The following is a 13,726-nucleotide window of genomic DNA, read 5'->3' on the forward strand; positions in this document are numbered from 1 at the left end:
CAGGCAGCATCGGGGCAAGTCTCGGAAAGTTGGGGATTCCCTTCGCCGGCCTCCTGCCCGAGAGGTTAACGCGAACGAGAAAATGCCGCATTTCTAGACGCTTACCCGTCATTAACCACGAAATTCAAATGCCGTCGGCAACGGTTTGAAACGGCCCTTTTGGGCCTATTTGCCCCTTTTCCGACCCGGCCTGTTTATCCTTTTCTAAGCGGCCGGTGCGATTCTGCGGCCACATAAAAGAACAACTGACGGCAGGGTATTGCGTGCGTCTCTTGAGTGACATCGCTGACAGGATGGCGGCCTTCGCGGCAGCCGTTACGGGTGAGGCATGCGTCTCCACAAACGGTGACGCGGCACCCGCCGGCCTGCGCACGATCCTGCTTTCCTCTGCCGCAGCCGTCCCGCTGCTGCCGCTGGCGCTCGCAACCGTCATGCCGGTTTCGGCCGCGCTCCCGGCCGGCGCCGCGCTCGCTGCCTCCGGCGGCCTGCTGGCGACGGCGGCCTCGTCGGTGCTGTCGCGCCGCCGCATCGGCAGGACCGCGGCCGCAGCCGCCCCGAAGGCCACCGCCCTTGATCCGGCCGCCTGCTACGATCTCTTCGCCGGTCTCGTCACGCTGCACGATCCGCGCGGCTACGTCACCGACGTCCGCGGCCGCGACCGCGAGACCTATCTCCGCTCCATGCGCGATCCCGCCGGCCGCGGCTTCATCGACCAGATCCACGTCTCCGACCGGCTCGGCTTCCTGCAGGCGATCGACCGCCTGCGCCAGGGCCAGGCCCATGTCACCGTCGACCTTCGCCTGGAGCAGCGCCAGTCCGGCGAGGGCAGCCCGCAGTTCCTGCACGTCCGCACCGACATGACGGCGGTGCGCGACACGGCCGGGCTGCTCGCCTCCGTCGTCGCCCAGTCGCGCGATATCTCGCTCGAGGCGGAACTGCGCCACGACAGCGCCCGCAAGGCCGCCGAGGCGGAATCGGCCAACGACGCCAAGACCCGCTTCCTTGCCGCCGTCAGCCACGAGCTGCGCACGCCGCTGAACGCGATCCTCGGTTTCTCGGACATTCTCGCCGGCGAGTATTTCGGCAAGCTGGAGAACGACCGCCAGCGCGAATATGTCGGTCTCATCCATCAGTCCGGCGGCCATCTCCTGTCGGTCGTCAACACCATGCTCGACGTCAGCAAGATCGAGGCCGGCCGCTACGAACTGGTGCTGGAACCCTTCGCGGTTGCCGACAGCGTCAGGGCCTGCGAGCAGATGCTGGCGCTGCAGGCGCGCCAGAAAGGCGTGAAGCTGTCGAGCCGCGTGCCCTGCGACGTCGGTGAGGCGATCGCCGACCAGCGCGCGCTCCAGCAGATCCTGATCAATCTCGTCGGCAACGCCGTCAAGTTCACCGAGAAGGGCGGCATGGTCATGATCGATGCGGCCCGCCGCGGGCGTGACCTCGTCATCACCGTCAGCGACACCGGCATCGGCATCCCCGCCGAAAAGCTCGACCTGATCGGCCAGCCCTTCGTCCAGGTGGAAAACGAGTATACCCGCAAATACGAGGGCACCGGCCTCGGCCTGTCGCTGGTCAAGGGCCTCGTCGCCCTGCATGGCGGCTCCTTCACGATCCGCAGCGATGCGGGCGAGGGCACGCGCATCACCGTCTGCCTGCCCGCCGACGGCTCCGGCACGGTTGAGGCCGGCGAGTGCGTCTTCGACAATGACGGGGAATTTCCGCCGCGGCTGTTTCCCCGCGAGAGAAACGATGCGATACCGGCGGCCATGACGGAGGGAGACGTCTCCAACGCCAACAAGGGCAGCAGCAGGAGCAGGGGCCATGACGGCACGCGCGCGAAAACAGCCTGACCGCGGCGCCGGCAAGGGCAGGACCGCGGCTGCGCGCAAGCGGCAGGCCTCCGGTCCGGGCCTCCTCCAGCGTTCGCTCCTTTCGCTCGGCGCCTTCGCCGCGCGCCATCCCTCGATCGTCGGCGGCGGCGCTGCCTTTGCCGTCGTCTTCTCCTTCGTCGCCGCCAATGCGCTGTGGTATCAGCCGGGCGGCCATCCCTCGCCGATCCTCAAGACGCGCTCCGGCCAGAACACGCTGGGCTTTTCCGCCCTGCGCGAGGAACCCTCGGACGTCACCACCTTCGTGATCCGGCGCGAGGGCGAGGAACAGGCCGAGGGCGGCGGCGTTCAGGACGCCGGCCAGCCGAACGAACTCGTCCTCGACATCCAGACCGAACTCGCCCGCCAGGGCTTCTATGCCGGCGACCCGGACGGTCGGCTGGAGGAGGAGACGGTCTCGGCGATCCGAAGGTTCCAGCAGGAGCGGGGGCTTTCACTCACCGGCACGCCGGACGCGGGATTGCTGGCCGCACTGCTTGCGGACGCTCCGCAGCAGGTGGCGGTGCTGCCGACCGAGCGGCCGCTCGATACCGGCGGGGCGAGCAATGCGGGCACGGAGATCGATCCGGTCGCAGCCGCGATCCGCGCCGCCGAGGCCGATACCGTGGCCGCGCCGGCGCCGGCGCCCGCGGCGGCAGCGTCCGCGGCGCCCGCACCGGCACCCGCGCCTGCAGGCCCCGGGCCGTCGAGCGCGCTGGTGATGAAGATCCAGAAGGGGCTGAGCAACATCGCCTATGCCGACATCACCGTCGACGGTGTCGCCGGCTCCAGGACCCGCGAGGCCATCCGCGCCTTCGAGAAGCACTACCGGCTGCCCGCCACCGGCGAGCCGAACGAGCTGGTGCTGAACAAGCTCAAGGAGATCGGCGCGCTCTGAGCCGCCACACCTACCCCTTTTTCGGGGGCGTACCTCCTTTTTCGGAAATGAAATCTGCGCGTGAAACGTTAGAGTGCCGGAAGGCCGGCATCCGCCGGCATCGGGCGCGCGTCGCAACCGCGGCGCGCGGGATCAGCCTGTCTAGGGCGAGGGCGCTGTCGGCCGCACGGCGGGATATCTCCCGCGGGTGCCGCCTATCGGCATCTGCAACACGGGGATTTTCGCATGGCCAAGGGCAAATGGTACGCTTCTCTGGGCGATTACGGCCTCTTCGAGGACAAGTGGTTCGGCGAATTGCGGGCACACAGCCACACCTCCACCAAGGTGACGCTGGTGGCCTCGAACGGCCTCAAGATGAGCGTCGTCGGCACCGGGCTGAAGGTGAACAGCGATGGTGAGCCGATCTCGGGCACCATCAAGACGATCACCTTCTCCACCCGCTCCGGCGACAAGCTGAACGAGTTCACCGGCCTGAACGTCAAGGCCGCCGAGATGCACAAGTCGACCGTCAATTTCGGCTGGGAAGGCATGCGCATGCTCGTCCTCAAGGGTGACGACACGCTCACCGGCTCCTCCAAGTCCGACACGCTCTATGGCTATGGCGGCAACGACACCCTCAAGGCCGGCAAGGGCGACGACCGGGTCTACGGCTATGACGGCAAGGACAAGCTCTACGGCGACGCCGGCGACGACTGGCTGCTCGGCATGAACGGCAACGATACGCTCAAGGGCGGCTCGGGCAACGACATGCTGAACGGCGGCATGGGTCGCGACACCCTCGCCGGCGGCTCGGGCGCCGACCTGTTCCTGTTCGTCGTGCCGGAAGAAACCAAGGTTACCAAGTCCGGCCGCGACGTCATCACCGACTTCAGCCGCAGCCAGCGCGACAAGATCCAGCTCGACGTGATGGACGCGGATGTGAAGAAGAGCGGCGACCAGGACTTCACCTTCATCGGCACCAAGGCCTTCACCGCCGCCGGCCAGATCCGCTACGAGAAGAGCGGCGGCGACACCATCGTCTTCGGCAACATCGACAGCGACAAGACACCCGAATTCGCCTTCGCCCTCGACCTGTCGATCAGCCTCAAGGCCTCCGACTTCATCCTCTGAGGGCGGGATCGGCGCCCGGGGACAAGCCTATGGCGGCAAGTCCCCCTCTGGCCTGCCGGCCATCTCCCCCACAAGGGGGGAGAAAATCCAGCGGATGCCCTTCTGCCCGATAGGAACCCCGGCAGTGCGGCCGGGTCAAGCTCTCCCTCTTGTGGGGATCCCGGTCTCCGACTCCATCCTCTGAGGGCCTGGTCGGGCGCCGGGGGGGCAATCGTATGGCAGCAAGTCCCCCTCTGGCCTGCCGGCCATCTCCCCCACAAGGGGGGAGAAGACGCGCCGCACCCGTCTGCCCAATGTGGAACGACAATGGAGCGGCTAGGTTAAGCCCTCCCCCTTGTGGGGAGGGTTGGGGAGGGGCCTTCTTGGGGATGGGAGGGGCCTTCTTGCGGTTGGCGAGAGCCTTCTGGGGTTAGGGAGAGGCCTTCCTTCCATGCGATTACCCTGCGACCGCCGCAGCCCCCCGGTTGCCACAGCGGGCAGGGGCCGCTATTGAGCGCTGATGCGCCTGAAAACCGAGATCTTCGCCGCAGCCCTGGTCCGCAACGTCTTCGCCCGCGGCGACTTTGCCGCGATCGAGCGCAAGGGGGCGGCCGAAGGCGGGGCGCTGTTCATCCGCCAGTCCTGGCGCGACGGCACCGAGACGCTCTATGCACCTGCGCCGCAGAGCTTCTTCGACGAGGACGACAGCGGCAGCCGCCTGTTCGAGCGCCGGCTGGGCCGCCAGCCGCGCGAGGCCGTCTCCGACGCGCTTTCCCGCGAGATCCGCTTTGATCCCGACCTCTGGATCGTGGCGCTGGAGACCGAGGCGATCGACGGCCTCCTCGAGATCGCGACGGACGACCGCGGGGAAAGCCGCGGGGACGACGGCCACCCCCTGTTCCGCCGGTAACAGCGCTGCACCTCGACCTGTGCGAGAAGTAAGGTGTGGGAAATTTCTCCCGGCACGCACTTCAGGAGGTCCGTGATGTCTGCAGTTCTGCCAGCTTTCGTCGCTTTCGTCGCCTTCATGTATGTGGCCACCATGATTGCAGCGATCCGCGCCGAGCGGCGCGAGCGGGTCCGGGCGCAGAACCGGCTCTTCTGATGTCCGCCCTGTCGCGAGAAGGCCCGCATGCGCCCGGCCTGTCGCACTCCCTTTGCCTGCCGCTATCCCTGCGCGGCCCGTCGCCGGTTTTCGCCGTCCCGGTTGCCCGCGCCGTCGATGTCGGCCTGGCGCCGGTCGGAGCCCCTGTCCGAATTGGCCGGCGCCGGCGGCTGGCCGGCATAGGTATAGGCGTCGGCGCGCCGCCAGCTTTCCACCCGTTCGATGCAGGCCGCCCGTCCGAGATCGGCAACAAGCGCTGCGGCGCGATTTCCGCCCCGGGCCGCTTCCGCCGCCTCGGCAAGATGGGGGTAGAGCCGCGCAAGCATCATGGCGCTGTCTTCGGCCGGCGCGTCGAGCGCCACCAGCGTCGTTGCCAGCTGCAGCCCGGAAACGTCCAGCAGGATGCGTTCGCTGAGCCACTGGCTGCTGCCCAGCGCGTCGGCAAGCGTCACGCAGAACATGCCGGTCTCGCCGGCGCGGGCGAAGCGAACGATGAGGGCGAGATGAACCTCGCCGATCGCGGCGAGCCCGGTTGGGCCGGTTTCCGCCGGGGCCTGCGCCCGCACCAGCGCCTTGAGTTCCTCGCGCAGGTCCTCCTCGCGGGCGAGACGCCGGGCCTCCGTCGCCGCCGGCTCGACCGTGACCGGGCCGCGGCTGCGATGCTCGCGATGCAGGTCGACGAGGCGCTCGATCGTCTGCGGCGAGAGGTCGTCGCGGCATTCGATGGCGCGGGCATGCGCGGGCGAGGCGGTGTGCAGGATCTCCATCAGCAGCCGCGGGGAGAGCGCTGCCGAGCGGGTGAGGAAGATCGCGGCGATCCCGATCGGCTCGCGGGCGATGAACAGCGCCGTCGCCTCGGGCACGGCTGCGCATTGCGACAGGGCTGCGACCGCCTGGCGGCGCGCCTCGTCGCTGGAGGCGAGATAGGTGGGCACGAACAGTTCGTGGAATTGCCGTTGGTCGGATCGGGAAGGATGGGCGAGGCTCTCGAAGCTGGAGACCGTCGCCATCAGGACGATGTCCTTCTGCCGCCCCGGCTGCGGTCTCTCCAGCGCTCGAAAACTGTCCCCCACGACGCACCACTCTTACGCAAAGACAGCCATTTCCCGGTGCATTCCCCGCCGATCCCTACCGCTTTGGGATGGCGTGGCCTGCGGCGGGTCAGCGGTTCGAACCGAACCGCAAAGCCGCGTGAAATCCTTGATCGCCAACAATTAGACGAAAAGAATTAGCAAGATGTTAACCGTATTGACGCAACTTCTCGGACATAGGGATGGGCAGTGTCGGGGGCGTCCCCGTGCTATTCTTCCCTTCAAGCGCGAGCGTTGCGTCGCAGCCGATGCAACGACGTTTCGAAGGCAAGGTGCGATGCACCGGATCCCTTCGCCGCAGGCCCCTGTTCGGGGATGGTGCCGGACAGGCGCGGATGCGGAGATAAGGGAAGTCGCGTCGGCGATGCAGATGATTGCACTCCGCGCAGGACGGCAGCTGGAAGAACTTTTCCCCGATCGGGAAACCTTTGCAGCGCCTTTGCCGTTCAAGGTCCGGTTGTGGTGTTATGGTTCAGCGTGTGAAGCCGCAGCCCCGGACGGATCCGGTGGCACTGGCCCGTCAGGCGGGCAGGATGAGATTTGTGCAGTACTTCATCCGTCTCGGTTCTTGTAAGGAGGCGAGAATGGCAGACGTGGTACGAATTCAGGAACGCATGGCCCGCAGGCCGCAGCGCGCGAAGGTATGGCACGAGGCCCCGGCCGCCGTGCTGTTCTTCACCGGCGTCCGCTACGAGCGGCTGACCCCGGCGCTCGTTGCCGCAGAAGCGCGCGCGAGCCGGCGTCGGCCGACGAAGCCGGGCAAGGACGCCTGCCGCTGAGGCGAGGCCGGCCCTGCCGCACGGCGAACCTGCCGTGGCGAGCCAGCGTCGTCTTGCGGGCATCGCGCGGGCTCACGCGTCCCGGCGATGCGGGCAGGCGCGTCCGTTCGGCGATCCCGGTCGCCGCCTTGCGTGCGCGATACTGAAAATCCACAATATTCCAGGAACTGGCCGCCGGCGGCACGATCTATTCGATCGTGCTCTCGTCGATCGCCTCGCAGCCGGCATCGCCGAGGAAGGCGCGGGCCGCCTCGTCCATCGTCGCGGTCGGCACGAAGGTGCGCAGCACCGCATAGCCCTCGTCGACGGGCATCTCCACCAGGATCGACTGGGCAAGGGCTGCCGGCAGCGCCTTGCGGATGGCGTTGAGCTGGATCGGCGTGGCGACGACGACGTCGAGCGCGCCGGCCACCGCCGTCCGGTCGTTCATGCTGAACACCTCGTTGGCCGAGCTGTCGAACACGCCCACCGACCAGAACGGCACGCCGGCCGGCGCATAGAGCCGCACCGGCGCGTCGGCGACCGAAAACGCGCACGCCGCGACCCGCAGGCCCGGATCGTCGTTGACCAGTCCGCCGCGGCTCGCAGCCCCGTTCGGCAGCGGATAGAAGCGCAGCGGTTCGCCGAGGTCGCCGATCCGGGTATAGGCGTCGTTGCCGGTGAAATAGGGCACGGCGAGGATGATCAGGATGTGCAGCCCGGCCGCGCCCACCACCCCGACGAGGATCGCAAACAGGATGCTACGCATCGGCGCATCCCGTCCGCTCGATCGACGGCATCGACAGGTCGATGACGCCGGAACTGCCGGCCGTCGGCGTGTCGAGCAGCGTCATCACCAGCCGGAAGGGCCGGCCCGGCGCGACCGAGAGCCAGTTGCCCGGCTGCGCTGTGGGCGCGACATGCACGACGATCCTGCCGTCGGCCTCGCGCAGCGTCGTCCACGAGTTCAGCCCGGCCGGCATGCCGGGCGCCAGCGCCATCGGCCGGCCGTCGGGCGTGCTCGCATGCAGCGTCCACAGCCGGGCAGGGGGCGTCAGCCCGACGATGTCGTAGGCGCAGCGGCCGGAAAGCGCATGGCCGCCGCTGTCCTGGGTGGCGCGGAAGATCAGCCCCTCGGCGCTGCCGAACAGGAGCGCGCCGTCGCGGGCGCGATGGGCCTTGGCATAGGGATCGGCGCCGGCCGTCTGGGCATCGGGAAAGGCATGCCAGGGGCCGAGCGCGATCGACCCGAACCCGATCGTCGCCTTCAGCGCCCAGACGGCCGATGCCGTGCCGAGGCCGAAGGTGATGGCGAGCGCAAGGGCGACGAGAAGCGGAATACGGAACAAATCGGCCTACCGGTTGGACACGCGAGAACCGATCGCCACGAAGGGGCCGCGGCGCGGGCTCCGGCAGCGAGCATTGCATGATTCCGTTGCGAAAATCGATGACAAAGGCAAGGCCCGTGGGGAAGTGCGCCCTTACGCCCCGTTCGCATAAGCCCCTCATCCGCCCTGCCGGGCACCTTCTCCCCGCAGGCGGGGAGAAGGACGGACACCCGAAACGCCGTGACCTTGGGAACGAGGACGCCCGGATAAAGCAGGCGCCACCCTTCGCGGTCGGAAAGCCGGCCAGGTCCCCTCTCCCCGCTTGCGGGGAGAGGGTTAGGGTGAGGGGCAGCCAGGGCGAACAGGGTGAGGGGCAGCCGGGGAGAACAGGGTAAGGGGCAGCGCCGCGCTTGCCACCGCCCTACAGCGCCGCCACGCGCCCGTCGGCCGAAAGCGGCTTGGCCTCGTTGAGGTCCTTTGCGATCGAGCGCAGGAGCCTCGTCACGCCGACCGAGAGCGAGCGCGGGCGCACCAGGGCCGGAAGCGCGTTGTCGGGCTGCTGTTCGGCGGCGGCGGTGGCTGCGCCGGGCGCCTGCGGGCCGGGCAGCGGGTTCTCTATGCCGGGGATCGCGCGCAGTTCGATGCCCTGGTGGGCATAGTCCATCAGCCGCTTGAAGGTCATCGCCGGCAGCGAGCCGCCGGTCATGTTGTTGGTCGAGGTGTAGTCGTCGTTGCCGAACCAGACGGCGGTCGTGTAGTTGCCGGTGTAGCCGACGAACCAGGCGTCCCGATAGGCCTGCGTCGTCCCGGTCTTGCCGCCGGTGACGATGCCGCCGTTGAGCGCCGCCTTGCGGGCGGTGCCGTTGACCGGGATGTTGACGAGCATGCGGTTCATGTCGGCGCTGGCCCGCTCGGAGAGCACGCGCCCGGCCGGCGGCGCGTCGCGCGCGAAGTCGTAGAGGATGTCGCCGTCATAGTTCAGGATCTGGGTGATGCCGTGCCGGCGTGACTGCACCCCGCCCGCCGGAAAGACCGCATAGGCGGTCGCCTGGTCGAGCACGGTGACCTCGGAGGTGCCGAGCGGCATCGTCTTGTCGGTGCGGATCGGCGTCTCCACCCCCATCGCCTTCGCCATGTCGGCGATCGCCTCGGTGCCGAGATAGTCCTTGGCGAGCCGCACCGGGACGGTGTTGATCGAGCGGGCGATCGCCGTCATCATCGTCACCCGGCCGGCATAGCTGCGGCCGTAGTTCTGCGGCGACCAGCCTCGCCAGGTGATCGGCGCGTCGACGATGGTGTCCTCCGGCGTCTTGCCCTTCTCCATCGCCGCCGCATAGGTATAGACCTTGAAGGACGAGCCCGGCTGGCGCAGCGCCTTGGTGGCGCGGTTGAACTGGCTTTCACCGTAGTCGCGCCCGCCGACCATGGCGCGCACCGCCCCGCCGTTCTCGACCATGACAAGCGCCCCCTGCTTGACGTGGAAGCTCTCGCCATATTGCCGCAAGCCGGTCTCGACCGATTCCTCGGCCGCCGCCTGCAGGCCGGGATCGATCGTGGTGCGCACGATCAGCGAATGCTGGGCGAAGGGGCGGGCGATGCGCTGGACCTCCTCGAAGGCCCAGTCGAGGAAGAAGTCGGGCGCGGTCCGCTCCTGCCGGTCGATGACGCTCGCCGGATTCCGCCGCGCGGCGATCACCTGGCCCTCCGACATCAGCCGGCCCTGCACGAGGTTGGTCAGGACCTCGTTGGCGCGCGCGCGCGCCGCCGGCAGGTTGACGTGCGGCGCATAGCGGGCAGGAGCCTTGAACAGCCCGGCCAGCATGGCGCTTTCGGCGAGATCGACATCGGTGATGTCCTTGCCGAAATAGAACTGCGAGGCCGCCGCCACGCCGAAAGTGCCGCCGCCCATGTAGGCGCGGTCGAGATAGAGCCGGAGGATCTCCTTCTTCGACAGGTTCGCCTCCAGCCACAGCGCCAGGAAGGCCTCCTTGATCTTGCGCTCGATCGTCCGCTCGTTGGTGAGGAACAGGTTCTTGGCGAGCTGCTGCGTCAGGGTCGAGCCGCCCTGCACGACGCCGCCGGCGCGCGCGTTCTCGGTCATGGCGCGGGCAAGCCCGAGGAAATCGATGCCGAAATGGTCGAAGAAGCGGCGGTCCTCGGTCGCCAGCACCGCCTTGATCAGGTGGTCCGGCAACTGGTCGACCGGCACGGAATCCTCGTGGATGATGCCGCGATGGCCGATCTCGTTGCCGTAGCGGTCGAGGAAGGTGACGGCGAAGTCGCTCTGGTTGCGCCAGTTGCCCTTGGTCTCCTCGAAGGCCGGAAGTGCCAGCGCGAGCAAAAGCACGAAGCCGGCGGTGCCCAGGTTCATGCCTTCGCCGAGGATCTCGAACATCGCCCGCTTCCAGCCCTTCGTCTGGAAGCGGCGGAAGAAGATGGTGATCTCCTCCCACAGTTCGGCCAGCCGGAAGCCGGCGTTCCAGATGGTGCTGTCGATCCAGCTGTCGATCCGCAGGAGGATGTGCCGCCGGCGGCGGCGCGGCTTCTGCTCGGGCCCCGGGGCGTCCAGACGGTCGTCCATATGGTCGTCCTGCACGGCGGTTCATCCTCATGCGCGCGCGCCCGGGGCGCGCGATCTCTTGGAAAAGATATCAGGCTATCGCCACCGATAAAACAACAGGGTTTCCGATCCGTTGCGGCCGCGTTCACGTTGTCGCGAAGGCTTGCGCGCAGGACACAGTGGGGTGGACAGTGGCGTGGAGCGGTAGGGCCGGAAAGCCGGTTCCGCAGGCCCGTTCTCGCCCGTGCGGGCGCTTTTGCTTGACCTTTTCGCCCGCGGGGTCCAGTGGACGGGAATGAGCGCGAAGAACGAGGTGAAGAAGGCCCCCGTTGCCGACGGTTCCGGCGACGATGCGCCCTTCTGGCGGACCAAGACGCTGTCCGAGATGTCGGACGGCGAATGGGAGAGCCTGTGCGACGGCTGCGGGCTCTGTTGCCTCAACAAGCTCGAGGACTGGGACACCGGCGAGGTCGTCTGGACCTCGATCCGCTGTCAGTTGCTCGACGAGCACAGCTGTCGCTGCAAGGACTACGAAAACCGCCAGGCGACCGTGCCCGACTGCATCCGCCTGACGGTGAAGTCGGTGGCCGAGATCTCCTGGCTGCCGCCCACCTGCGGCTATCGCCTCGTCCGCGACGGCCACGACCTCTACTGGTGGCATCCGCTCGTCTCCGGCGATCCCGAGACGGTGCACCAGGCCGGTATCTCCGCCCGCGGCCGCACCGTGGATGAAGTGGGCATCGACGTCGAGGACTACGAGGACTATCTCGTCACCTGGCCGCTGGAGGTGGGCAAGGCGGCCAAGCGCTAGCCGCGGCAGTCTCCGTCGTCCCGCGCCGCCTGCCAGCCGCAGTTGCGGTCCTCCCGCAATGCCCGCGGCGATCACGCAAAAGTCATCGCGTCCATGCCATTCGTCATCTTCGAGCCCTAGAGCGGTCACGGGCGGCTCCTATCTTTCTCCCCGTAGGGACGAATGCCAAGGAGAAACAGAATGATAACCGATATTCATCAGACCCGTTCCGGAGGATTGCGCAAGGCGCTGGTGCTGGCGCTCGCCCTGCCGCTGGCGCTGCCCATGGCCGGTGCCGGCGCGCTGCCGGCGCTGGCGCAGGACGCAAGCCCGCCGCCGGCCGTCTCCGGCGAGCGCGGACAGGACATGTCGAAACGGGAAGCCCGCATGGATCGCGGCCACGGCGACCGCGGCATGGACCACGACCGTCGCGGCTACCGGCACGGCGGCGACCGGGACCGCGACCGGGCCCGCGCCCATCGCTGGCACCACCAGTGGTCGGGCGAGCGGCTGGCGACGCGCCTTGCCGCAGCCGAGGTCGCAGCCGGCATCAAGACGTCCCAGCTCGACGCCTGGCGCAGTTTCACCGCGGTTCTCGTCGATTTCGCAACCCCCATGCCGCATCGCGGCCGCCCCGGCGGACCGGGCGATCCCGGCGAGGGGATGCCGATGGAAGACCGGATGGACGACACGAGCGCCGGCGACACGCCGGCCGTCGGCCAGCAGGCGGCACCGGGCGATGCGCCGGCAGCCGGCACGGGCGAACAGGTCACCCGTCCCGATAGCCCCCGCCTCGGCCGCAGCCGGCCCTCCGGCTTCGATTTCCTCGACCGGGTGATCCTGCGCGTGGAGGACCGGGCGGCGAAGGCCGAGCGGTTGAAGACGGCCAAGAGCGAGCTCGAAGCCGTACTGGAACCGGGCCAGCGCGAGATCATCGAGCGCTACCTGACCCCGAAGCGCGGCCACGGCAAAAAGCGCTAGCCACAGGCCCGGCCGCCGGGTCACAGAGACGACGGATTGTGGCGGGGCGGCATGCACCAAGTGGGCGGCACGTCCGCCCCTCATCCGCCTGCCGGCACCTTCTCCCCGTGAACGGGGAGAAGGACGATGGCCGCGACGCCTCCGTCCCCCTCTCCCCGCCTGCGGGGAGAGGGTCGGGGTGAGGGGCAGCGCGAGGTGTGAGGTGAGGGGCGGGTGAACGTCGATCCGAAGATGGCCGCAAGCGGACAATCCGCCGTCGGCCTGCAGCGTTGTGCCTGGATGCATGGCGCTGCAGGAACTGCGGAGCCGGAGTAGCAGGTTTCGTCGCGTCAGAACGCGTCCCGCGCCCGGCTTCGCGGATCGTCGCTTCCGTTCTGCCGGTAGATCCCGCCCTCCCGCGCCAGCGCCCGCCAGGGGCGGGCCTTCCGCAGCACTGTCTCGTAGGCCGGGTCGTCCCTGTCGAGCACGGCGGTCGCAATCGCCGCCTCCGCCGCCTGCGGCCCATGCGCCGCCGTCTTGCCGTCCGGGCCGAGGATGCCCGCCGGGCTGCGGTCGCCGACCGTCTGCGCCGGGGTGGCGGCGCTGATCCAGAGGCAGTTCAGGGCCGCATGCGCCCGAAGCGCGATCAGGAACCGCACGGGGATGCCCCAGGAGGAAAACAGCACGGCATCGACGCCTTGCCGCTCGTAGCCGGAAAACACCTCGAAGAACTGCGCCTCGATGCAGATCGCGCAACCGAAGCGGTAGCCGTCGACCGCAAAGGTGACCGGCTCGGTCCCGGGCGTGTACCACCCCTGCAACTCGCTGTTCGAGAGATAGCGCTTGTCGTAGCGGGTGAAGAGTTCGCCGGCATCGGACAGGACGTAGAGGCTGTTGTGCGGTGGAAGACCGCCCGAGAGCCGGTGCGCGCCGCCGACGACCGCGAAGATCCGCAGCCGCCGGCAAAGGGCGGCGATCGCGCGCAGCTCGGCTTCCTGTGCCGCCCAGTCGAAGCGCGCCCAGGCCTCGGGATGGTCGATCTGGGCCTTGGCATAGCCCGACAGCGCGCCCTCGCAGAAATGGACGAGCCGTGCTCCGTCCCTGGCCGCCGCCGCGATCATGCCCCGTATGGCCTCCCCGTTGGCGGCGATGGCGGCGGAAACGGCGGTCTGGGCTGCGGCGATCTTCAAGGCGGGCGTCTCCTGTCTGCGCGAGTCGCATTGTCGATGCGAACGCTGCGACATGAAACCGGAAATCGCGCCGGCGGACGATTGAG

Annotated in this window: 12 protein-coding genes; 7 read left to right on the forward strand and 5 right to left on the reverse strand. The window is 68.4% G+C overall.

Annotation, left to right across the window (positions count from 1 at the left end; genetic code table 11):
- Nucleotides 1-263: 263 nt before the first annotated feature.
- From LQK81_RS02700 to LQK81_RS02715, 4 genes are all read left to right on the forward strand, one after another.
- Complete coding sequence (locus LQK81_RS02700; protein WP_442967057.1) at nt 264-1,853, forward strand: sensor histidine kinase; 1,590 nt, start codon at nt 264-266, stop codon at nt 1,851-1,853.
- Nucleotides 1,825-2,769: a peptidoglycan-binding domain-containing protein gene (locus LQK81_RS02705; RefSeq protein ID WP_230803148.1), complete on the forward strand. Its 945-nt coding sequence runs from the start codon at nt 1,825-1,827 to the stop codon at nt 2,767-2,769. The genes LQK81_RS02700 and LQK81_RS02705 overlap by 29 nt, the downstream gene beginning before the upstream one ends.
- 225 nt (nt 2,770-2,994) lie before the next feature.
- On the forward strand, nt 2,995-3,879 hold the full coding sequence (locus tag LQK81_RS02710; protein ID WP_230803149.1) for a calcium-binding protein: 885 nt from the start codon (nt 2,995-2,997) through the stop codon (nt 3,877-3,879).
- Nucleotides 3,880-4,378: 499 nt separating this feature from the next.
- Nucleotides 4,379-4,768, forward strand: coding sequence for a DUF1491 family protein (locus tag LQK81_RS02715; RefSeq protein ID WP_230803150.1), 390 nt, complete (start codon nt 4,379-4,381; stop codon nt 4,766-4,768).
- A gap of 257 nt (nt 4,769-5,025) precedes the next feature.
- Here LQK81_RS02715 and LQK81_RS02720 read toward each other — a convergent pair whose 3' ends face one another.
- Entirely contained in the window at nt 5,026-6,036 is a 1,011-nt protein-coding gene (locus tag LQK81_RS02720; protein WP_230803151.1) for a hypothetical protein, read from the reverse strand.
- A 602-nt stretch (nt 6,037-6,638) separates the two neighbouring features.
- Between LQK81_RS02720 and LQK81_RS02725 the strand changes: the two genes are divergently transcribed.
- Nucleotides 6,639-6,833, forward strand: coding sequence for a hypothetical protein (locus tag LQK81_RS02725; protein WP_230803153.1), 195 nt, complete (start codon nt 6,639-6,641; stop codon nt 6,831-6,833).
- Between the two features lie 187 nt (nt 6,834-7,020).
- On the opposite strand, the gene LQK81_RS02730 is transcribed toward LQK81_RS02725, so the two are convergent.
- The 3 genes from LQK81_RS02730 to LQK81_RS02740 form a co-directional block, all read right to left on the reverse strand.
- Complete coding sequence (locus LQK81_RS02730; protein ID WP_230803155.1) at nt 7,021-7,581, reverse strand: DUF1254 domain-containing protein; 561 nt, start codon at nt 7,579-7,581, stop codon at nt 7,021-7,023.
- Nucleotides 7,574-8,161 carry a DUF1214 domain-containing protein gene (locus tag LQK81_RS02735; RefSeq protein WP_230803157.1) on the reverse strand — a complete coding sequence of 196 codons (588 nt, stop codon included), beginning with the start codon at nt 8,159-8,161 and terminating at the stop codon, nt 7,574-7,576. The genes LQK81_RS02730 and LQK81_RS02735 overlap by 8 nt, the downstream gene beginning before the upstream one ends.
- Nucleotides 8,162-8,561: 400 nt before the next feature.
- On the reverse strand, nt 8,562-10,721 hold the full coding sequence (locus LQK81_RS02740) for a transglycosylase domain-containing protein (RefSeq protein ID WP_442967058.1): 2,160 nt from the start codon (nt 10,719-10,721) through the stop codon (nt 8,562-8,564).
- 274 nt (nt 10,722-10,995) lie between these two features.
- Here LQK81_RS02740 and LQK81_RS02745 point away from each other — a divergent pair, with 274 nt between their 5' ends.
- Together LQK81_RS02745 and LQK81_RS02750 are read left to right on the forward strand one after the other, a co-directional pair.
- A complete protein-coding gene (locus tag LQK81_RS02745) occupies nt 10,996-11,511 on the forward strand; it encodes a YcgN family cysteine cluster protein (protein ID WP_230803159.1) in 516 nt (171 codons plus the stop codon).
- A 180-nt stretch (nt 11,512-11,691) separates the two neighbouring features.
- Entirely contained in the window at nt 11,692-12,471 is a 780-nt protein-coding gene (locus LQK81_RS02750; protein WP_230803161.1) for a hypothetical protein, read from the forward strand.
- Between the two features lie 329 nt (nt 12,472-12,800).
- Here LQK81_RS02750 and LQK81_RS02755 read toward each other — a convergent pair whose 3' ends face one another.
- Nucleotides 12,801-13,640: a carbon-nitrogen hydrolase family protein gene (locus tag LQK81_RS02755; protein WP_230803163.1), complete on the reverse strand. Its 840-nt coding sequence runs from the start codon at nt 13,638-13,640 to the stop codon at nt 12,801-12,803.
- Between the last annotated feature and the right edge of the window lie 86 nt (nt 13,641-13,726).

Source organism: Rhizobium sp. GN54, assembly GCF_021026345.1.
Taxonomy (GTDB): domain Bacteria; phylum Pseudomonadota; class Alphaproteobacteria; order Rhizobiales; family Rhizobiaceae; genus Mycoplana.